Origin of the sequence: Sphingomonas sp. LY54 (assembly GCF_035594035.1) — a bacterium.
Classification (GTDB): Bacteria; Pseudomonadota; Alphaproteobacteria; order Sphingomonadales; family Sphingomonadaceae; genus Allosphingosinicella.
Genome location: NZ_CP141588.1, coordinates 2,952,711 through 2,971,267 on the forward strand (window position 1 = coordinate 2,952,711; position 18,557 = coordinate 2,971,267).

Here is an 18,557-nt window from a genome sequence, read left to right on the forward strand (position 1 = left end):
GCGTCCGCGAGCGGAGACGACGAATGTATATGGCCTCTTCCCGTTTCGGAGCCGCGCGCGCGAGCTACCAGGCGATCGACCTGACCAGCCGCGTCGAGGGGGCCTCGCCGCAGCAGCTGGTGGCCATCCTGTTCGACGAGCTGATGAAGGGCTTCGATGCATTGCTCGCGGCGGGCGCCAAGCGCGACCGCGCCCAGATCGCGTCGCACCAGGCGCGCGTCCTCTCGATCCTCGGCGGCCTCGAAGGCAGTCTCGACATGGTGAGCGGCGGCGAGATCGCCCAGAGCCTGTCGCTTATCTATCGGGAGGCGCGCCGGCTGACCTTGCAGGGCGGACGCGAATGCGACGTCGAGCCGCTGAAGCGGGCGCGCGCCATGCTGGCCGAGATCGCCAGCGCCTGGAACGAGATTATCTGATCAGGCCGCTTCGCGGGCGACGAGCCCGTATTTCCGCATCTTCTCGATCAAGGTCGTGCGCTGCAGCGACAGCGAGCGCGCGGCCTCGGCGACGACACCGTCGGCCTGGCGCAGCGCCTCGCTGATGTAGCGGTGCTCGAGATCGGCGACGATCATGCGCAGGTCGACCGGTTCGTCGCACGAGAGCCGCACCGCGTTTTCGGGCAGGGCGTCGGCATTGGCGGGAGCCGGGGCAGGCGGGGCAGCGCGCTCGGCGGCCTCCCAGACGGCGGCCAGCTCGGCCTGGAGGGCGCGTGCATCGCGTTCGACGGCGGGCACGGCGGCGGCGCGGCGGCCACGCGGCTGCAGGATGATCTCCACTTCCTCGGCCGAGACGGTCTTGCCGGCAAACAGGATCGTGGCGCGCTCGACGACGTTGCGGAGCTCGCGGACATTGCCGGTCCAGGCATGGCCGACCATCCGGTCCATCGCGGCCTGGCTCAATTTCACATTGGCCTTGGCCCTGCGCAGGAAATGGCGGACGAGAAGCGGCACGTCCTCGCGGCGCTCGGCCAGCGAGGGCAGATCGATCGGGAAGACGGCAAGGCGGTAATAGAGATCCTCGCGGAAGCGCTGCTGCTCGATCGCCTCGTCGATGTCGCGATGGGTGGCGGAGACGATGCGGCTGTCGACGGCGATTTCGCCGCGGCCGCCGACGCGCTGGATGGCGCGCTCTTCGAGAACGCGCAGCAATTTCACCTGCATGTCGGCCGGCATGTCGCCGATCTCGTCTAGGAAAAGCGTACCCTTGTGCGCTTCCTCGAAGCGACCGCGATGCTGGTTGATCGCGCCGGTGAACGAGCCTTTCTCGTGGCCGAACAATTCGGACTCCAGCAGGTCGCGCGGGATGGCCCCGGTGTTGACGGCGACGAACGGCTGCGCGGCGCGGTCGCTCTCGGCGTGGATGGCGCGGGCGACCATTTCCTTGCCGCTGCCCGAAGGGCCGGTGACGATCACGGAGGCGTCGCTCGGCGCGACCTGGCGGACGAGCCGGCGCACTTCGACGATCGCGCGGCTCTCGCCGATCAGCAACGTCTCCGCCGCAGCGGCGATGTCGTGGCGCATGTCCATTCGGCTACTTTCCCCCCGGACCGCTTCGTTCGCTTTAGAAAAAAATTTAAAGCGAAGCGATGGTCGGCCGTTATTCCCTCTATAATGGGTATGTTATGCCTCGAATGCGGGGTCGCGGTAAATCATGCATAAGGGCAGTCCGCCGGACTGTTCATGAGTGCTAGTACTGCGATCTTGCGGACGGCCTGTGCGTCTGGTGATTTGACTTAGGCGTTTCGGACTGTTCGTTCGACATAGCTCCCGACGCGTCGGCTAGGCCTTGGGTCTAGTCCGTTCGGACTAAGGGGGCGAGGCCATGGGATTCCATCATCTCCCGCGCCAACGGGAGGGCGCAACGGAGCTTGAATTGAAATCTCGCGCCGGCGCCAGACTGGTTCTCGTACTGGAAGAAGACGCACGCTCCGCCGATGCGCTGGCGACGTTGCTCGCCGATTGGGGCTATGATTGCCTCCATGGCCGCAATGTCAGCGATATGCTGCCGAAGGCGCGCCACTCCGAAGTGTTCGCAATCATCAGCGACTACCGGCTTTCCGAAGGCGTCAGCCATGCCGCCGACAGCGGCGTCGTCGCGCCGGCCTTGCTGCTCGCCGGCAGCGTCAGCGGTCATGCCGAGCGCCAGGCTCGCGCCGCCGGCCACAGCTGCATCGCCAAGCCCGCCCATCCCGAGAGCCTCAAGGCCTGGCTCGACCAACTGACGGTGGACGTCTCGCACTGATCCGGTCTAGCTGTGCGGATACCGTGGTTTCCGCATCGAGGCCGAATGTACGACGACGACGCGCCAGCCGCTCTCCCCAGTCCCTGGCTCCTCGCCGCCGCTGCCTTGGTCGTCGCCGCCATTTTGGTGCTGTCGGTGGTGCTGCGGCGGTCCGAGCTGGTTGTCTATGGGCTGGCAGCGCTGTCGGTCATCGCCTTGCTGATTGCAGCCTGGTCGGTCCGCGCCGAGCGCCGGGTCTCGGCCCGCAGCGCCGAGATCCAAGGCCGCTATTATGAAGAGCTCCAGGCGGCGCGGTCGCATGCCGTGGAGGCCGACAAGGCCAAGTCGCGTTTCCTCGCCACCGTCAGCCACGACATGCGCCAGCCGCTGCACGCGCTTGCACTTTACGTCGCAGCGCTCGAGCGGCGCGTCGCGACCGACGACGCGCGCAAGATCGTCGGCAACATGGACGGCGCCATCCGCACGATGAGCCGGATGTTCTCGGCCCTGCTCGATCTAGCCCGGCTCGAAGCCGGCGCGCTCGACCCGCAGCCCGAGCCGTTCCGGGTCGGCGGCCTGCTCGCCGACGTGGTCGCTTACTCGGCCGACCCGAATGGGGGCGAGGCGCGGGTCAAGGTGATCGACAGCGACCTCCTCGTCCAAAGCGATCCGAACCTGCTCGAGATCGCATTGCGCAATCTCGTCAGCAACGCCCTCAAGCATTCCGAAGGGGGTCGGGTGCTGGTCGGCTGCCGACGCGTCGGGAGCGGGGTCAATATCGAGGTGCACGACACGGGCCCGGGCATCGCCGAGGACAAGCTGGAGGCGTTGTTCAACGAATTCGTGCGCGGCGAATCCGCGCGTCCGGACGGCGGCATCGGGCTCGGTCTCGCGATCGTCGACGGCATGACCGAGTTGCTCGGCCACCGGCTTGCGGTTCGCTCGGAGGTCGGCCGGGGCACCGTCTTCTCGATCCTGGTGCCGCGGGCCGACCCGGAAGCGTCGGTCCAACTCGCTCAGGCCGCGCCGGCGCGGCTCGAAGGGGTACGCGTGCTGGTCGCCGACAATGAGGATTTCGCGCGCGATGCGATGCGCCAGGCGTTCGAGGATGCCGGCGCGCTGGTCGAGGCGGCGTCGTCGGCCGAGGCGGTGCGCGTGCTCGGCGCGGGCCCGGTCGACATCTATGTGTTCGATCTCAATCTCGGCGCGGCCAACGGCATCGCTCTGCTGGAGGAGCTGGAACAGGCGCGGGGCGAGGCGCTGGCCGCGCTGATCGTGACCGGCGCGACGACCAGCGACGCTTTGGCGGAGCTGAAGGTGAGCGGGCGCGAATGGCTGACCAAGCCGGCCTCGGCAGCGGACCTTACGAAAGCGGCGTCGCGCATCCTGGGACGTAGCCGTTCGTCATGAGCTTCGAGATCGCCGCGGCGCGCGTGTTGACCCCGAGCACCCGGTAGACCGCGGCGAGGTGGATCTTGACGGTGCCTTCGGCGACGTCGAGCACGCGGGCGATTTCCTTGGACGATTGGCCGAGCAGCAATTGTTCGACCACCTCGCGCTGGCGCGCGGTGAGATTGTCGAGCCCGTCGAGCGGCTGGCGCGGCTTGGCGGGAGCGCTGGCGCCGCGGGTAAGGCCGCGCGGCACGAAGGTGCCGCCGCTCAAAACCTGCTGCAGCGCTGCGACCATTTCGGGCACCGCCAGGGACTTGGGCACATAGCCGTCGACGCCCGCGGCGAGCGAGCCGAGCACGTCCTCTTTCGCTTCTGAGGCGGACATGACGACGATGCTGGATTCGGGAAAGGCGTCGACCAGGGCCACCAGCGATTCCGGGCCGTCGCTGCCCGGCATGTTGAGATCGACGAGGATGAGGTCGGGCGAGAGGCCCGCGCCGAGCAGCTCGAGGCCTTCGTCGAGCGTGGCGGCCTGCCGGACCTCGCTGAATTCGAGCGCATCTTCGAGAACGCGGCGCATGCCGTCGCGGATCAGCTCGTGATCGTCGATCACCAGTGCGCGCAGTCCCGGCTTTTCGGCCGGAAATTCGGCGCAATGCCGCTCGATGTTCGCACTGCTCATGACAAGACTCCCCCCCACACCTCACGCCTACCGCCCAATAGCTAACGAGTGGCTAACCATTCACAAAGAGCAAATCGGTCCGGCGGGTGTTGACCCGAAGCGCAGGCTTTCTAGGCTGGCCCCGACCGCGACAAGGGGAAATGCGTGACCTTCTCAGTCAAACTGCTCGCGGCGCTCCTGTTGTTCGGCGCGGCCCCCGCCTCGGCGGCGGACGTCGACTATGCCGCGCAGTTGAAGGAAGGCCAGGTCACCCTCAAGGACTTCCGCTTCGGCTCGGGCGGGACGATGAAGGCGCTGAAGCTTCATTATGGAACGCTCGGCACGCCGGTCCGCGACGCGCGCGGGCGGGTCACCAACGCGGTCATGGTGCTGCACGGAACCGGCGGCAGCGGCAGGCAGTTTCTCGCGCCCCAGTTCGCCCAGGAACTGTTCGGGCCGGGACAGCCGCTCGACCTTGGCCGTTACTATGTCATCCTTCCCGACAATATCGGCCATGGCCGATCGTCCAAGCCGAGCGACGGCCTGCGCATGGCCTTTCCGCATTACGATTATGACGACATGGTGGAGGCGCAGCGGCGCCTGCTCGTCGAGGGGCTGAAGGTCGATCGGCTGCGATTGCTGATGGGCACGTCGATGGGCTGCATGCACGGCTTCGTGTGGGGCGCGCGTCATCCGGATTTCATGCGGGCGATGTTGCCGATGGCGTGCCTGCCGACGCAGATTGCCGGGCATAACCGGATGTGGCGCAAGGCCGCGATCGAGGGCATCCGCAGCGATCCGGCGTGGCGCGGAGGCGATTATTCCGCCCAGCCGGTGCAGGGGCTGCGCACCGCGTCCAGCCTGCTCCAGGTGGCGGGCTTCGCGCCGCTCTACCTGCAAAAGGCCTATCCGACGCGCAACGCCGCCGACGCCTACATCACCGACCGGGTCACGAAGGACATCGCCACCCGCGACGCCAACGACCTGATCTATCAACTGGAATCGTCGCGCAACTACGATCCCTCGCCGCATCTCGAGAAGATCACGACGCCGATCACGTGGATCAACAGCAGCGACGATTTCATCAATCCCTGGGATTATGGCATCGCCGAAAAGGCCGCGGCCCGCCTGCCCAACGGGAAATATCGGCTGATCAAGGCGACCGACGAGACCCGCGGCCACGGCACGCACACCTGGGCGCGTTTCTGGAAGCAGGATCTGCTCGATCTTCTTGCGCGGACCGAGAAGTGATCCGCGCCATCGTACCACGCGACAAACGATTGGGAGACGCTAAGAGCCCTATATGACCCTGCTTGTACGTAGTCTTGCCGACCAGTTGGTCGATGTCGTTCGCGACCGGATTTTGGCCGGCGAGGTCCCGGCCGACCGGCCGATCAAGCAGGACAAGCTCGCCGCCGAGCTCGGCGTCAGCAAGATCCCGCTGCGCGAAGCGCTCGCCCGGCTCGAGGAGGACGGGCTGATCGTGTCGCAGCCCAATCGCGGCTTCTTCCTGCGCCCGCTCACCACCGCCGAGGCCGAGGAAGTCTATGCGCTGCGCCTGAAGCTCGAGCCGGATGCGATGCAGGTCGCGGCGACGCGCGCCACCGAGGAGGAGCGGCAGGCGGCGATCGAGGCGCTGAACCGGGTCGACCGGGTCACCGACGCCGGCGACGACGAGGTCGGCGCCTACAACCGCGCCTTCCACCTCGCCCTTGTCCGGCCGTCGCGCCAGAGCATCACCATCGCCATCATCAACCGGCTCCAGGTCATGTCCGAGCGTTACGTGCGCAAGCATCTCGAGCCGATCGGCCGCGACGTGCGCGCCACCGAAGAGCATCGCCAGATGCTGGAGGCGTGGCTGGTCGGCGGCGATATTGCGGGTCTCGCGCGCGAGCATCTCGGAAAGACGCTGGCGGAGCTGCGCGGACAGCTCGCTGCGGAAGGTTAGTCGCTCCCTCAAGGATGTGTCGCCGCGCCGGACCGCAAATGAAGTCCGGCCGGCCCGTCGGATGCCGGAAGTGAAGATCAAGACGGTGTCTTGATCGTCTTCTTCAAACGATTTGCCGGGCGCCCAACCTTCTCTTGCGAGACTGTGTAATCGTCTGGATTGATCCCTTGGGCGGGGGGTAGGATTCATCCGGGATGACTGGTAAAACGGGCGCTATGCTTCACGGTCATCCCCATGCCTGAGGTCGTATTTGAACGCGCGAGCGAGGCTTTTCCGCACGTTCGCGACTTCGTGGCCGCGGCGCAAATGGCGGAATCGCTGAAGTCTCTGCAGGAAATGATCAGCCAGGTCTTGCCGCGCTTCGGGCTCGATTATTTCCTGATGAGCCACCATGTCGATTTCGGCAAGCCGGCCCCCGGGACCGTCCAGATCAGCAATTATCCGGCCGAGTTCGTCGCCGTTCAGCGCGAGCATGGCGGGTGGCGCGACGACCCCGTGCTGCTGGCCTGCGAGAAGACGACAGCGGGCTTTTTCTGGTCGGATGTGGTCACGATGATGCCGCTCACCGACCATCACCGCAGCCGTTTCGAGATCGGCCGCCGCTATGGCCTCGCCGACAGCTTCGTCGTGCCGAACCACATACCGGGCGAATATAGCGGCTCGGTCCATTTCACGGTCGGCCCGAGCCGGCCCTTTCCGCGCCATCTCGCGCCGGCGCTGCAGTCGTTCGCCACTTACGGCTTCGAAGCGGCGCGCCGGCTGGCGCGGACCCATGACGGATCAACGCTGAACAGCGTGCCGCTCACCGACCGGCAGATCGACTGCGTGCTATTGTCCGCACGCGGCAAGAGCGACACCGACATCGCGCAACTGCTCGGCCTCACCCGGCGCACGGTCAACGAATATATCGAGGGCGCGAAGCGCCGCTACTGCGTCGCCACGCGGCAGCAGCTGATCGTGCGGGCCCTGTTCAACTCCCAGATCACCTTCTCGCAGGTATTGCAGTAACCCTGGCCTCCAGCCGTCCGCGCGGACGGCAATTGGGCCAGTGATACCAGCGCGCCGCGTCCGGATTGACGATGCGCAATTCCGCCTTCGAGAAAAGGCGGGTCATGAAGATCCGCGCTTGCTGCTGCGAGAAATGCAGCCCGAGGCATTTGTGGACGCCGCCGCCGAACGGCACGAACGCGTGCTTGTGCCGCAGGGCCTCGGCCTCCGGCGTGAAGCGGTGCGGGTTGAAATCGAGCGGATCGGGCCAAATTTCCGGATCGAGATGGACCAGCATCGGGCTGACGCCGGTGATCGTGCCGGCCGGCAGGTCGTAGCCGTAGATGCTGTAGGGCCGCGTCGCGCGGCGCCAGATCACCGGCGCCGTGGCGTTGAGGCGCAGCGCCTCCTTGAAGCTCATGTCCTGCAGCGGCAGATCGGCCAAAGCCGCATCGACCGGTTGCGCCAGGCCGGCGCTGTCGATCTCGGCGCGGATGCAGTCCTGCCACCAGCGGCCTCGCCCGAGATAATAAAGCGTCGAGGTGAGGCCCGAAGCCATCGTGTCGTGGGCTGCGGCCAGCAGGAAGATGATGCTGTTGAGGATCTCGTCGTCGCTGAGCCGGGTGCCGTCCTCGTCCTCGAGATGGCAGATGCGCGAGAGGATGTCGTCGCCCGGATTGGCGCGCTTCTCCGCGATCAGATCGAGGATGAAGGCCTCGAGGAAAGCCTTCCCCTGATAGCCGCGCGCGGCGACGGGGCTCAGCCAGCGATTGTGGCCGAGGGCGGTCAGCGCCGTCATCATGCGGGCGAAGGCCTTCATCGCCGCATCGGTGCGGCCTCCGATTTCGATACCGAGGAAGGTCGAGGCCGCGATCCGCAGCGTCAGCCGCTTCACCTCGTCATAGACGTCGATGGTGCGGCCGATCCAGCTGTCGACCGTGCGGGCGATTTCGGCGTCGAGCAAAGCCTGGTAGCCGGCCAGCTTCTGCTGGCGGAAGGCCTCGCCGAGGATGCGGCGGTTGGCGCGGTGGCGCTCGCCGTCCTGGATCAGCAGGGCGCCGGGGAAGAAGGGTTCGATCACCGGCGACCAGCCGCCCCATGCCGAGAAGCTGCTGTCGCGGTCGAACAATACCAGCTCGTTGGCCTCGGGCCCGATGATCTGCACGTTCCAGCTGCCGCATGCGTAGAAGCGGTACACGCGACCGTGGCGCGCGTGCATCCGCCGCGCAAAGCCGATCGGATCGAGCACCGCCTCGGGCAGGATACCGAGCAAGGGCAGGCCCTTCTTGCCCGGAATATGGGCGAGCTCGCGAGCGCCCGGCTTGCCGATCCGGTCGAATGCCGAGGCGTCCGAATGCCAGCGCCGGCCACGGTCGGCGCCCGCAAAGGCCAAAGCCGGTGTCATCTGGTTCATGGTCGCCTCCGCGCTGTTGAGGTGCTTGTCTCATGCTCGGATGCGACCGTTCCACCCCGGTAACTACCGGGATTAAGTCGTTGGCCTCTCCGATTTACGCTACGGCCCATGAAGAAGGCGATGCAGATCGAGGTCGTCCATCCGGAGGACAGGTGGACGTTCAGCCGGCCGCTGATGGAGATGCACCATCATCGCAAGCAGGTCTTCGTCGACCGGCTCGACTGGCAGCTCTCGTCGCGCGGGAGCTGGCTCGAGATCGACCAATTCGACGACGAATATGCGGTCTACATCATGGCCGTAGCCCACGAGACCGGGCGGCATCTCGGGTCGGTGCGGCTGCTGCCGACCACCCGGCCGCATATGCTCAGTACCATCTTTGCCGATCTCTGCCCCGATGGCGCGCCGACGGGCGAAAGCGTGTGGGAAATTTCCCGCTTCGTCGCCGCGCCCGACGGAGGCGCCGGCACCAACATCCTGCGCGTCCACCGCCGCCTGGCCTGGGGTCTCGTCGATTTCGCCCGACGCAATGGCATCGACCGATACACCTTGGTGGCGGAGGCGCAGCGCGTGCCGGCCCTGCTGTCCGTTGGGTGGACCGTCGCGCCTCTGTCGCTGCCGACGCTGCACGACGGCCAACTGATCGAGGCGCTGGAGATCGTCATCGACGCGGAGTCGATCGCCCGCATGGAGCGGCGCCAGGCCGGCGTCATCGAGAATGGCGAGCCGATGAGGAGCGCGGCATGAACGCGCCCTGGCTTCCGCCCCGGCCGAGCGCTGCCGACGAGGCGGGGCGGCAATTGCTGGGCGAAGGCTACTGCATCCTGCGTGCGCTCGTTCCTCCGAAGGAGGTCGCGGCCCTGGCCGCCGACTTCGATGCTCGTTTCGAACGGATCGGCCGGTGCGACGGATTCTTCTTCGGCCACAGCACAAAGCGTTTCCATGCTCTGCTGACGCGCAGCGCGCGGACCGCCGGCTTCGTGCTCAATCCCCTCATCCTCGATCTGGTCGATCGGGCGCTGCTGCCGCATTGCGACCGGGTCCAGCTCAATCTCACCCAGGCGATCGAGATATTGCCCGGCGAGCGCGCGCAGGCGCCGCACCGGGACCAGGACATGTGGCAGCGGCCGGTCGCCGGGATCGAATATCTGGTCAACGTGATGTGGCCGCTCACCCCCTTTACCGCCGAGAACGGCGCGACGCGCCTGTGGCCCGGCACCAACCACGATCTCGCCGAGCGCCGCGTCCCGATGTCCGAGGCCGTGGTGGCGGAGATGGAGCCCGGGGACGCCCTGCTCTACCTCGGCTCGGTGGTCCACGGCGCCGGCGCCAACCGGTCGGCTGCGCCGCGGCGCGGCATGGTGATCAGCTACGCGCTCGGCTGGCTCAAGCAGTTCGAGAATATGAGCCTTACTTATCCACCGCATGTCGCGCGCCATTTCCCGCGGCAGCTGACCGACCTGATCGGCTATCGCCGCCACAATGCCAATCTCGGCAGCTATGATGGAAATTGCCCGTCGCGGCTGCTCGACGGCGAAACCGATTTCCTCGCCGCGACCGAGAACATGACGTCCGAGCAGCAGGCGATCCTCGAGCAGTTCGCGGCGCGCCAGGACTGGTCATGACCACCTGGAACCCCCCTTTTCCGACCACAATCCAGAGGGAGCTGGAATGATGGAGATGTTGTCGCCTGTCGCGGAATCGCGGATGGACTATGTCGAGCCGGCCCGCCCGCTCAGGACCCGATTCCAGCCTGAACATTGGATGCTGTGCGCCGCGCGCCGGTCCTATGCGGGGCGGCGCGAGCGGGAGCGGCTGTTCGGCGGGGCTTTGTTCGCCGATCCCGTGTGGGACATTCTCCTCTACCTGTTCATCGCGGCCGGGGAGGGGCGCCATGTCAGCGTTAGCGAAGTCTGCTCGGCGGCTTCGGTTCCGGCGACGACGGCGTTGCGCAACATCGCCCACATGACCGACCGCAAGCTGCTCATCCGCTGCGCCAACCCGGAGGACCGCAGGAGCAGCCACCTCAAGCTCAGCGCCGCCGCTCTCGAGAAGATGGCCTTGTGCTTCGTCGCCGGCCTGCGCGCCCGAACCGAACCGGACATGGATGGCGTGCCCGCCAACGATCGCGCGAGCGGCGAATCTGGCTTCTTCATGCCCTGATTGGGCGGTTATGCGGGGAGCGGGGGGCGCCACCGTTCGAGTTGTTCGAGGACGTCGTGCGCGATCTGGTCTCTGCTGAGGTCGGTCATGTCGCGGACCCGCGCGTCGCCTTCGACCTGCGCCGCCAGCGCCCAGGTGAGGTTGCGACGCATTTCCGGCGCGTCGACCGGGGTGAAGGCGGGGAGCGGGCGGGACCGGGCATAGAGGCGATACACGAACGAGCGGCCAGGCGCGAAGTCCACGGACAATGTCGCAGCGCTATCGGCGGCGTCGACCCGGCAACCCGCACAGCCTTCCTTGACGAGGGCGTCGCGCACCGAGAACAGGGCAGGCGCGCCATTGTCGGCGATCTGGCGGGCAATGTCCTCCTGGGTGGCCGGAACGAACAGGCGGCGCAGCCGCTCGCCGACTGCGGGCACCGGCTGGGACAGCGAGGTCCCTTCGAGATCGGCATTGGTCTGCCGGAACAGCCCTGCGATCAGGAGGAACATGATGAAGCAGAAGGGCAAAGCCGCCATCAAAGTCGCCGCCTGCAGCGCGCCGAGGCCGCCGGCAAGGAGAAGGAGGGCGGCGGTCGCGCCCAGAAGGGCGCACCAGAACATGCGCTGCCAGCGCGGCGTCTGCTCGGCGCCCCCGGAAGCGAGCGTGTCGATGACGAGCGAGCCTGAATCGGCCGAGGTGACGAAGAAGACGCCGACGAGGATAATCGCGAGGGTCGACGTGATCGCGGTCCCCGGCAGATATTCCAGGAACTTGAACAAGGCGGTCGACAGATCGGCCTGGACGGCATCGGCAATGCCGCCTGCCGCGATGCCGAGATCGAGCGATATCGCGGTGTTGCCGAAGACGGTCATCCACAGGAAGGTGAAGCCGCTCGGAACGAACAGGACGCCGACCACGAACTCGCGGATCGTGCGGCCGCGCGAGATGCGTGCAATGAACATGCCGACGAAGGGCGACCAGGAAATCCACCAGGCCCAGTAGAACAAGGTCCAATCGGCCATCCACGCCCGTGGCTCATAGGCGTAGAGCGTGAAGCTGCGCACGAAGAAGTGGTCGAGATACAGGCCGAAATTCTGGACGAGCGCGCGCAGCAGGAACAGGGTCGGCCCGACCGCCAGCACGAACAGCATCAGCAAAATGGCGAGGACCAGGTTGAGCTCCGACAGGCGCCGAACGCCGCGATCGACTCCGCTCAGGACCGAAAGGGTCGCCGCGCCCATCACGACGATGATGATCCCGACCTGGACGGTGACGGTGTTGGGCAGGCCGTAGACATAGGAAAGGCCGGCCGCCATCTGCGACACGCCGAAGCCCAGCGACGTGGCGAGGCCGAACACCGTTCCGCAGATCCCGAAAATGTCGATGGCATCGCCGGCCACGCCGTTGATCCGGTCGCCGGCCAGCGGGTGGAGGCCGGAACGCAGCGTCAGCGGCAGGCCCTTGCGGTGCGAGAAATAAGCAAGGCTCAGCCCGACGATCGCGTAGATCGCCCAGGCGTGCACGCCATAATGGGTGAAGGTGATGACCATCGCCTCGCGCGCGGCGTCGATCGTGCCGGACTGGGCGTCGGGCGGCGCGATATAATGCTGCACCGGCTCGGCGACCGCGAAATACATGAGGCCGATGCCCATGCCCGCCGCGAACAGCATCGCCAGCCAGGAGACATAGGGGAAATCGGGCTCGCCATCGTCGGGGCCGAGGCGCAATCGCCCCGCTCGCCCGAACGCGAGGGCGAGAGCGGCGAACAGAAATAGCGAGACGGATACGACGTAGAACCAGCCGAAACTGTCGATCACCCAGCCCTGCGCGCGGCCGAAGAGAATGTTGAACGTCCCGGGCGCGAGCATCGCGCCGGCCAGCAGCAGCCCGATGATCGCCGTCGCGCCGAAAAAGACACGCGGGTTCATCTGGTGCTTCGGCATGCCCGCTGTTTACCCTTTCCCGAAAGCGAAGCCAATCGGCAGGGTTACGCGTCCGGGGCCGGGACGTGCCCGGTAGCTCGGCTGCCTAAAGCAGCCGGCTGCTCCTCAGCTTCGCCTTCTTGATGAGGTCGCCATATTGGTGGGCGATCAGGTGGCTCTGGATCTGGGACACCGTATCCATCGTGACGTTGACGACGATCAGCAGGCTCGTGCCGCCGAGATAGAAGGGGATGCCGGCGCGGGCGATCAGATATTCGGGCACGAGGCAAATGAGCGTGAGATAGGCCGCGCCGACGACGGTGATGCGGGTCAGCACATAATCGAGATATTCCTCGGTGCGCTTGCCGGGGCGGATGCCGGGGATGAATCCGCCGTAGCGCTTGAGGTTGTCGGCCGTTTCCTCCGGGTTGAACACGACCGCGACGTAGAAGAAGGTGAAGAAGATGATGCCGGCGCCGTAGAGCGCCATGTAGAGCGGCGCGCCATGCTGGAGCGCCGTGGTGACGGTGATCAGCAGGTCGCCGGAGGTGGTGCCGCCCTCGATCCGATTGCCCGCGAATTGCGCGATCGTCAGCGGCATCAGCAGCAGCGAGGAAGCGAAGATCGGCGGAATGACGTTCGCCGTGTTGAGCTTTAGCGGCAAATGCGAGCGATCGGCCTGGATGCCGCCGCGTCCCACCTGCCGCTTGGGATATTGGATCAGCACCCTGCGCTGGGCGAGCTCCATGAAGCAGATGAAGATGATGAGCGTGACGGCGAAGGCCAGCACCCCGATGATGACCATCGGCGAGAGCGTGCCGGTGCGGCCGCCTTCGAGGGCCTGGGCGACGGCGGTCGGCAGCTGCGCCACGATCCCGGCCGTGATGATCAGCGAGACCCCGTTGCCGACGCCGCGGCTGGTGATCTGCTCGCCCAGCCACATCAGGAACATCGTGCCGCCGACCAGATTGACCACCGTGGTGATGCGGAACATAGGGCCGGGATCGAGCACCGCCGAGCCGCCCTGTCCCGAGCCCCAGCCCTCGAGCCCGACCGCGATGAAATAGCCCTGGATGATGCACAGGAACACGGTCCCGTAGCGCGTATATTGGTTGAGCTTCTTGCGACCGCTCTCGCCTTCCTTCTTCAGCGCGGCGAGCGTCGGCGACATGGACGAGGCGAGCTGCATTACGATCGACGCGGTGATGTAGGGCATCACGCCGAGCGCGATCAGGCTCATCCGCTCGAGGCCGCCGCCCGAGAACATGTTGAAGAAATCGAGCACGCCACCGCGCGTGCCCGCGAACAAGGCGTTGAGCGCGCGGGGATCGATCCCGGGCAGGGGCACGAAGCTCAGCAGCCGGAAGACGACGAGTGCGCCGAGCGTGAACCAGAGCCGCTTTTTGAGGTCGGTGGCGAGCGCGAAGTTGGCGAGGCTGAAATTGGCGGCCAAAGCCTGGGCTTGCGTTGCCATTGCTGTCGAAACCTCGAGACGCAGAGGGAAAAGCGGAGCCGCGCGTGCGGCTCTTGTCGCCAAGGGAATGTGTTCACCCCTCGTGCCGAAGACAAATGATTATTATTGCTGCGTCATATGAAATGTATTGGTCTTATAGCCGCGAGCCTAAATTGAATCGTTACTTGGCTGTCGCTTGATCGCGTCGGTTGACGTGCGGCGCGGAGCGCAGGTCTCGCCTTCCAGAAAGACCGATCCCATCCTGGTCTTACTCGATGCAACCTGCTCACGGCCGAGCGCACCGATCCCCGGAAACTGGTCGACGTCGATCTGCAGGATCGTCTCGGCCGACGGCCTGACGCCAAAGCGCAGCAGCGTCTCCAATCCCTGTTTGATCGGCCGCCACAGCCAGGCGGTGACGAACCTCATTTCCGGTGCGGCGCGGGGGAAGAGGTGCGGAAGATTTTCGTTGGGCGCATGGCCGCGAGGCTGTGGGCGCGATGACATGGTCGATCTCCTCGGCTCGGGAGTCGTCACAGGCGCTCGCCGAGCCTCACGAGGATGGTTCCTTGCTCACCAGCACGCAAACGAATACTATTGTGCTTTAATAGCAAAAATGGTGCTTGATCATGGACATCAGCAGCGCGCGCACGTTCCTGGAGATCGTCAAGACCGGGAGCTTCGTCCGCGCCGCTGCCAATCTGAATCTCACCCAGACCGCCGTGAGCGCCCGGGTGCGGGTGCTCGAGGACCAGCTCGACCGCGCTTTGTTCGTGCGCAACAAGGCCGGTGCGAGGCTGACCCCGGCCGGTGAGCAGTTCCTGCGATACGCCACCACTTTGGTGCAGGTGTGGGAGAGAGCGCGGCACCAGGTGGCGATGCCGGCTGGACGCGAGCGGATCGTCACCGTCGGCGGCGAGCACAGCCTGTGGAACCCGCTGCTGCGCGACTGGCTGGTGTGGATGCGCGACCGATGCCCCGATGTCGCGACACGGACCCAGATCGACGTCCCGGACCGGCTGATGGAGCAGGTCCAGGACGGGGTGATCGACGTGGCGGTCGTCTATGCTCCGCCCCAGCGACCGGGGATCGTCGCCGAACTCCTCCAGGAGGAGAAATTGGTGGCCGTCACGACCGCACCGGGCGTCGGGCATCCGCCAGCGGAGGATTATGTCTATGTCGACTGGGGCCCGGAATTCGGGGCCAGCCACCACGCCGCCTTTCCCGATGCGCCCAGCCCGGTCGTGTCCGTGAATTACGGCCCGCTCGCCATGGAATATATTCTGGCCGCGGGCGGAAGCGGCTATTTCCGCATGGAGGCGGCGCGGCCGCATCTGGAGGCGGGGCGGCTCCACTTGGTCGAAAGCAGGCCGAGATTCTCATATTCGGTCTACGCCGTCTATTCCGCCAAGGCCGACGAAGACCTGATGGAGCGCGTCCGCCAGGGGCTGAGATCCGTAGCGTTCGCGATGGCCCAGCCTGCCGGCTGAGCGCCGAAAAGCGGCGCAGCCACTCCCGCGAAGGTGGGGATGCGGATTTCCCGGGGGGGAGTGGCGCACCCGACAGGATTCGAACCTGTGGCCTCTGCCTTCGGAGGGCAGCGCTCTATCCAGCTGAGCTACGGGTGCCTTGGATCAGCGCTTAGAGGCTCTTTCCGCGGCCCGCAAGTCATGGAAGCGCGCCCGGAGGCGGCGTTTTCGGCTTGTAGCGGCAGAGGTCGAGCACGACGCAGCGCCAGCATTCGGGCTTGCGCGCCTTGCACACGTAGCGGCCGTGCAGGATCAGCAGGTGGTGGGCGTCGCGCCGGTAGGGCGGGGGCGTCACCTTGTCGAGCTTGAGCTCGACCGCGAGCACGTCCTTGCCCGGCGCGAGGCCGGTGCGGTTGGAGATGCGGAAGATGTGGGTGTCGACCGCGAAGGTCTCGGCCCCGAACGCGGTGTTCATGACCACGTTGGCGGTCTTGCGGCCGACGCCAGGGAGCCTGACCAGCGCGTCGCGGTCGGCCGGCACTTCGCCGCCATGCTCGTCGACGAGGATGCGCGAGAGGGCGATGACGTTCTTCGCCTTGGTGTTGAACAGGCCGATCGTCTTGATGTGCTGCTTGAGCTTTTCCTCGCCGAGATCGAGCATCGCCTGGGGCGTCTGCACTTTCCTGAACAGCTCGCGCGTCGCGATGTTGACGCCGGCGTCGGTCGCCTGCGCCGAGAGCACCACCGCCACCAGCAAGGTGTAGGTGTTCACATATTCGAGCTCGGTCTCCGGATTGGGCGTGCGGTCCGCGAGCCTGCGGTAGAATTCGGAGACGTCGGCGCGCTTCATCGCCCAGCTCCGTTCGCCCTGAGCCTGTCGAAGAACCGTCTTCTCTTCGACCAGGAAGGGTAGGGCTTCGACGGGCTCAGCCCGAACGGAAAAGCGGTCACGCCAGCCCCAGCACGTCGCTCATCGTGTAGCGGCCGGCCGGCTTGCCGGCGAGCCAGAGCGCGGCGCGCACCGCGCCCTGCGCGAAGATCGCCCGGCTTTCGGCGCGATGGCCGAGCTCGAGCCGTTCGCCCTCGCCGGCGAAGACGACCATGTGATCGCCCGCGACCGAGCCGCCGCGCATCACCGCAAAGCCGATATGGCCTTCCTCGCGCGCGCCCATGCCGTCTCGCCCGCGGTCGGACATGGCGGCGAGATCGACTCCGCGCCCCTCGGCCGCCGCGGCACCGAGCAGCAGGCCGGTGCCCGACGGCGCGTCCACCTTGTGGCGATGGTGCATTTCGACCACTTCGATGTCCCAGTCGGACCCGAGCTTCGCCGCCGTCTCGCGCACGAGGTGGGCGAGCAGGTTGACTCCGAGCGAGGTGTTGGCCGCCTGCAGCACCGCGATCTTGCCGGCGGCCGCGTCGATCAGCGCATGGTGCTCGGAAGTAAGCCCGGTCGTGCCGATAACGATCGGCTGACCCGCGTCCAGCGCGTCGTCGAGATGCTTCTCGAGCGCGTCGGGCGCGGAGAAATCGACGAAGACGTCGGGCGCGTCGGCCACCGCCTCCGCGTCGTCGCGCGCGGCGATAACGTCCGCGATCGCGCGTCCCATGCGCCCGGTCGCGCCCTTGATCCCGATCTTCGTCACCGCCCTCGCCACCGTCTTGCCGCCTTTCGCATTTGCTGCTTCATGGGACGCATGGACGACATTCGCAACATCGTCATCCTCACCGGCGCGGGGGTTTCGGCCGAGAGCGGCGTCGCCACCTTCCGCGGCCCCGACGGCCTGTGGGAAGGGCATCGCGTCGAGGATAGAGGGCGCTCCCGATGACCCTCCCGTCGAATGTCTGATTTCGACCCATTGCGGACATTCGCATATAACACGTATCACATTAGCTATGCGTAGATTGTTCAGTCTTAAGCTGATCTGGATATTGATGTTCATACTCCACGCGGGGGCGCTGGACCGCATAGGAAGGTGGGCATTCGTTACGCTGCCTGTGATAGCTATCATTGGCATGGCAGTGTTCGCCCCGAGTTTTAGACGCGGCTCGAACGGCAGCTAACCACCCTTCGCGGACATTCGCATATCGCGCTAAAGCGGCTGCATGAATGAAATCCGAAACATAGTCGTGCTGACAGGCGCAGGGGTCTCAGCGGAATCCGGGATTCCGATCTTCCGTTCCGTGCGCGGTCAGACGATGTGGGACACTGGTGACGACGTTTATCCACTTGAGGACGTCGCCACGCCCGAGGCGTTCGTGCGCGACCCGCAGCTGGTCCAGACCTTTTACGATCAGCGCCGGGCCAAGCTGACGCGGGTCGAGCCCAACGCGGCCCACAAGGCGCTGGCGCGGCTCGACGCCGAGTGGCCGGGCGAGTTGCTGATCGTCACCCAGAATGTCGACGATCTCCACGAGCGGGCCGGCGCCAAGCGCGTGCTGCACATGCACGGCGAGCTGAAATCGGCCTGGTGCTTCGCCTGCGACGGCCGCATCCCCTGGCAGGAGACGCTCGCCGACAGCCCGACCTGCAGCGCCTGCGGGGCAAGCGGGCTGCTCCGTCCAGACATCGTCTGGTTCGGCGAGATGCCCTATCGGATGGACGAGATCGACGAGGCTTTGCGCCGCGCCGATTTGTTCGTCTCGATCGGAACGTCGGGCGCGGTCTACCCGGCCGCCGGCTACGTCCAGACCGCGCGCTACCTCGGGGCGCGCACGCTCGAGATCAATCTCGAACCGAGCCAGGGCAGCCTGTTCTTCCACGAAAGTCGCATCGGCCGCGCCGGGGAGCTGGTGCCGGACTGGGTCGAGGACATGCTGGCGCCGCGCGCGCCCTACGAGAGCTTCTAAAGCCCGATCGTTTAGGTCAGGTCGTCATTGCGAGGAGCGTAAGCGACGAAGCAATCCAGCCGGGACGCGGAGATCCTCTGGATTGCTTCGCTCCGCTCGCAA

The 18,557-nt window shown here is 66.2% G+C and carries 20 protein-coding genes and 1 tRNA gene; 12 read left to right on the forward strand and 9 right to left on the reverse strand.

Features of this window, described 5'->3' with window-relative positions; all coding sequences use genetic code 11:
* Window positions 1-29: 29 nt before the first annotated feature.
* Window positions 30-416 carry a flagellar export chaperone FliS gene (locus SH591_RS14665; RefSeq protein ID WP_324749725.1) on the forward strand — a complete coding sequence of 129 codons (387 nt, stop codon included), beginning with the start codon at window positions 30-32 and terminating at the stop codon, window positions 414-416.
* Here SH591_RS14665 and SH591_RS14670 read toward each other — a convergent pair whose 3' ends face one another.
* The gene (locus SH591_RS14670) at window positions 417-1,526 is read right to left on the reverse strand and encodes a sigma-54 interaction domain-containing protein (RefSeq protein WP_324749726.1); all 1,110 of its coding nucleotides are present in this window, start codon (window positions 1,524-1,526) and stop codon (window positions 417-419) included.
* Window positions 1,527-1,872: 346 nt separating this feature from the next.
* Between SH591_RS14670 and SH591_RS14675 the strand changes: the two genes are divergently transcribed.
* Both SH591_RS14675 and SH591_RS14680 read left to right on the forward strand, forming a co-directional pair.
* A complete protein-coding gene (locus SH591_RS14675; RefSeq protein ID WP_324749727.1) occupies window positions 1,873-2,241 on the forward strand; it encodes a hypothetical protein in 369 nt (122 codons plus the stop codon).
* Window positions 2,242-2,286: 45 nt separating this feature from the next.
* Window positions 2,287-3,630 (forward strand): hybrid sensor histidine kinase/response regulator, encoded by a 1,344-nt coding sequence (locus SH591_RS14680; protein WP_324749728.1) that lies wholly within the window; start codon window positions 2,287-2,289, stop codon window positions 3,628-3,630.
* Here the strand turns inward: SH591_RS14680 and SH591_RS14685 are convergent.
* On the reverse strand, window positions 3,584-4,294 hold the full coding sequence (locus SH591_RS14685; protein WP_324749729.1) for a response regulator transcription factor: 711 nt from the start codon (window positions 4,292-4,294) through the stop codon (window positions 3,584-3,586). The two genes, SH591_RS14680 and SH591_RS14685, sit on opposite strands and share 47 nt — an antisense overlap.
* 144 nt (window positions 4,295-4,438) lie before the next feature.
* On the opposite strand from SH591_RS14685, the gene SH591_RS14690 reads away from it, so the two are divergent.
* The 3 genes from SH591_RS14690 to SH591_RS14700 all read left to right on the forward strand — a co-directional run bounded on the left by SH591_RS14690 (window position 4,439) and on the right by SH591_RS14700 (window position 7,229).
* On the forward strand, window positions 4,439-5,524 hold the full coding sequence (locus tag SH591_RS14690) for an alpha/beta fold hydrolase (protein WP_416385191.1): 1,086 nt from the start codon (window positions 4,439-4,441) through the stop codon (window positions 5,522-5,524).
* A 52-nt stretch (window positions 5,525-5,576) separates the two neighbouring features.
* Window positions 5,577-6,221 (forward strand): GntR family transcriptional regulator, encoded by a 645-nt coding sequence (locus tag SH591_RS14695; RefSeq protein WP_322832976.1) that lies wholly within the window; start codon window positions 5,577-5,579, stop codon window positions 6,219-6,221.
* A 234-nt stretch (window positions 6,222-6,455) separates the two neighbouring features.
* On the forward strand, window positions 6,456-7,229 hold the full coding sequence (locus SH591_RS14700; protein ID WP_322831749.1) for a helix-turn-helix transcriptional regulator: 774 nt from the start codon (window positions 6,456-6,458) through the stop codon (window positions 7,227-7,229).
* Here SH591_RS14700 and SH591_RS14705 read toward each other — a convergent pair.
* Complete coding sequence (locus SH591_RS14705; RefSeq protein WP_324749730.1) at window positions 7,204-8,622, reverse strand: cytochrome P450; 1,419 nt, start codon at window positions 8,620-8,622, stop codon at window positions 7,204-7,206. The two genes, SH591_RS14700 and SH591_RS14705, sit on opposite strands and share 26 nt — an antisense overlap.
* Before the next feature lie 108 nt (window positions 8,623-8,730).
* On the opposite strand from SH591_RS14705, the gene SH591_RS14710 reads away from it, so the two are divergent.
* From SH591_RS14710 to SH591_RS14720, 3 genes are read left to right on the forward strand one after another with little or no spacing between them, the layout of a single operon-like run.
* Window positions 8,731-9,366 (forward strand): acyl-homoserine-lactone synthase, encoded by a 636-nt coding sequence (locus SH591_RS14710; protein ID WP_322831747.1) that lies wholly within the window; start codon window positions 8,731-8,733, stop codon window positions 9,364-9,366.
* A complete protein-coding gene (locus SH591_RS14715; RefSeq protein WP_324749731.1) occupies window positions 9,363-10,244 on the forward strand; it encodes a phytanoyl-CoA dioxygenase family protein in 882 nt (293 codons plus the stop codon). Before SH591_RS14710 ends, SH591_RS14715 begins: the two co-directional genes overlap by 4 nt.
* Window positions 10,245-10,290: 46 nt before the next feature.
* Window positions 10,291-10,782 carry a MarR family transcriptional regulator gene (locus SH591_RS14720; RefSeq protein WP_322831745.1) on the forward strand — a complete coding sequence of 164 codons (492 nt, stop codon included), beginning with the start codon at window positions 10,291-10,293 and terminating at the stop codon, window positions 10,780-10,782.
* An 8-nt stretch (window positions 10,783-10,790) separates the two neighbouring features.
* Here the strand turns inward: SH591_RS14720 and SH591_RS14725 are convergent, their stop codons facing one another.
* The 3 genes from SH591_RS14725 to SH591_RS14735 all read right to left on the reverse strand — a co-directional run bounded on the left by SH591_RS14725 (window position 10,791) and on the right by SH591_RS14735 (window position 14,646).
* On the reverse strand, window positions 10,791-12,707 hold the full coding sequence (locus SH591_RS14725; protein ID WP_324749732.1) for a BCCT family transporter: 1,917 nt from the start codon (window positions 12,705-12,707) through the stop codon (window positions 10,791-10,793).
* A gap of 85 nt (window positions 12,708-12,792) precedes the next feature.
* The gene (gene secY / locus SH591_RS14730) at window positions 12,793-14,160 is read right to left on the reverse strand and encodes a preprotein translocase subunit SecY (RefSeq protein WP_324749733.1); all 1,368 of its coding nucleotides are present in this window, start codon (window positions 14,158-14,160) and stop codon (window positions 12,793-12,795) included.
* Window positions 14,161-14,307: 147 nt separating this feature from the next.
* Window positions 14,308-14,646, reverse strand: a complete 339-nt coding sequence (locus SH591_RS14735) for a hypothetical protein (protein ID WP_324749734.1) — start codon at window positions 14,644-14,646, stop codon at window positions 14,308-14,310.
* A 122-nt stretch (window positions 14,647-14,768) separates the two neighbouring features.
* Here SH591_RS14735 and SH591_RS14740 point away from each other — a divergent pair, with 122 nt between their 5' ends.
* Entirely contained in the window at window positions 14,769-15,629 is an 861-nt protein-coding gene (locus tag SH591_RS14740) for a LysR family transcriptional regulator (RefSeq protein ID WP_324749735.1), read from the forward strand.
* 61 nt (window positions 15,630-15,690) lie between these two features.
* On the opposite strand, the gene SH591_RS14745 is transcribed toward SH591_RS14740, so the two are convergent.
* From SH591_RS14745 to dapB, 3 genes are all read right to left on the reverse strand, one after another.
* Window positions 15,691-15,767 (reverse strand) — tRNA-Arg (locus SH591_RS14745).
* 40 nt (window positions 15,768-15,807) lie between these two features.
* The gene (gene nth, locus SH591_RS14750; RefSeq protein ID WP_324749736.1) at window positions 15,808-16,458 is read right to left on the reverse strand and encodes an endonuclease III; all 651 of its coding nucleotides are present in this window, start codon (window positions 16,456-16,458) and stop codon (window positions 15,808-15,810) included.
* Window positions 16,459-16,555: 97 nt separating this feature from the next.
* On the reverse strand, window positions 16,556-17,251 hold the full coding sequence (gene dapB, locus SH591_RS14755) for a 4-hydroxy-tetrahydrodipicolinate reductase (protein ID WP_324749737.1): 696 nt from the start codon (window positions 17,249-17,251) through the stop codon (window positions 16,556-16,558).
* Between the two features lie 51 nt (window positions 17,252-17,302).
* On the opposite strand from dapB, the gene SH591_RS14760 reads away from it, so the two are divergent.
* Together SH591_RS14760 and SH591_RS14765 are read left to right on the forward strand one after the other, a co-directional pair.
* Window positions 17,303-17,434 (forward strand): Sir2 family NAD-dependent protein deacetylase, encoded by a 132-nt coding sequence (locus tag SH591_RS14760; protein ID WP_416385192.1) that lies wholly within the window; start codon window positions 17,303-17,305, stop codon window positions 17,432-17,434.
* 277 nt (window positions 17,435-17,711) lie between these two features.
* Window positions 17,712-18,455 (forward strand): NAD-dependent deacylase, encoded by a 744-nt coding sequence (locus SH591_RS14765; RefSeq protein ID WP_324749738.1) that lies wholly within the window; start codon window positions 17,712-17,714, stop codon window positions 18,453-18,455.
* The last annotated feature ends 102 nt before the right edge of the window (window positions 18,456-18,557 follow it).

Coding starts and splice junctions, on each gene's coding strand:
- SH591_RS14665 (WP_324749725.1), top strand. CDS start 30: ATGGCCTCTTCCCGTTTCGGAGCCGCGCGCGCGAGCTACCAGGCGATC.
- SH591_RS14670 (WP_324749726.1), bottom strand. CDS start 1,526: ATGGACATGCGCCACGACATCGCCGCTGCGGCGGAGACGTTGCTGATC.
- SH591_RS14680 (WP_324749728.1), top strand. CDS start 2,287: ATGTACGACGACGACGCGCCAGCCGCTCTCCCCAGTCCCTGGCTCCTC.
- SH591_RS14685 (WP_324749729.1), bottom strand. CDS start 4,294: ATGAGCAGTGCGAACATCGAGCGGCATTGCGCCGAATTTCCGGCCGAA.
- SH591_RS14695 (WP_322832976.1), top strand. CDS start 5,577: ATGACCCTGCTTGTACGTAGTCTTGCCGACCAGTTGGTCGATGTCGTT.
- SH591_RS14700 (WP_322831749.1), top strand. CDS start 6,456: ATGCCTGAGGTCGTATTTGAACGCGCGAGCGAGGCTTTTCCGCACGTT.
- SH591_RS14705 (WP_324749730.1), bottom strand. CDS start 8,622: ATGAACCAGATGACACCGGCTTTGGCCTTTGCGGGCGCCGACCGTGGC.
- SH591_RS14710 (WP_322831747.1), top strand. CDS start 8,731: ATGAAGAAGGCGATGCAGATCGAGGTCGTCCATCCGGAGGACAGGTGG.
- SH591_RS14715 (WP_324749731.1), top strand. CDS start 9,363: ATGAACGCGCCCTGGCTTCCGCCCCGGCCGAGCGCTGCCGACGAGGCG.
- SH591_RS14720 (WP_322831745.1), top strand. CDS start 10,291: ATGATGGAGATGTTGTCGCCTGTCGCGGAATCGCGGATGGACTATGTC.
- SH591_RS14725 (WP_324749732.1), bottom strand. CDS start 12,707: ATGCCGAAGCACCAGATGAACCCGCGTGTCTTTTTCGGCGCGACGGCG.
- secY (WP_324749733.1), bottom strand. CDS start 14,160: ATGGCAACGCAAGCCCAGGCTTTGGCCGCCAATTTCAGCCTCGCCAAC.
- SH591_RS14735 (WP_324749734.1), bottom strand. CDS start 14,646: ATGTCATCGCGCCCACAGCCTCGCGGCCATGCGCCCAACGAAAATCTT.
- SH591_RS14740 (WP_324749735.1), top strand. CDS start 14,769: ATGGACATCAGCAGCGCGCGCACGTTCCTGGAGATCGTCAAGACCGGG.
- nth (WP_324749736.1), bottom strand. CDS start 16,458: ATGAAGCGCGCCGACGTCTCCGAATTCTACCGCAGGCTCGCGGACCGC.
- SH591_RS14760 (WP_416385192.1), top strand. CDS start 17,303: ATGGACGACATTCGCAACATCGTCATCCTCACCGGCGCGGGGGTTTCG.
- SH591_RS14765 (WP_324749738.1), top strand. CDS start 17,712: ATGAATGAAATCCGAAACATAGTCGTGCTGACAGGCGCAGGGGTCTCA.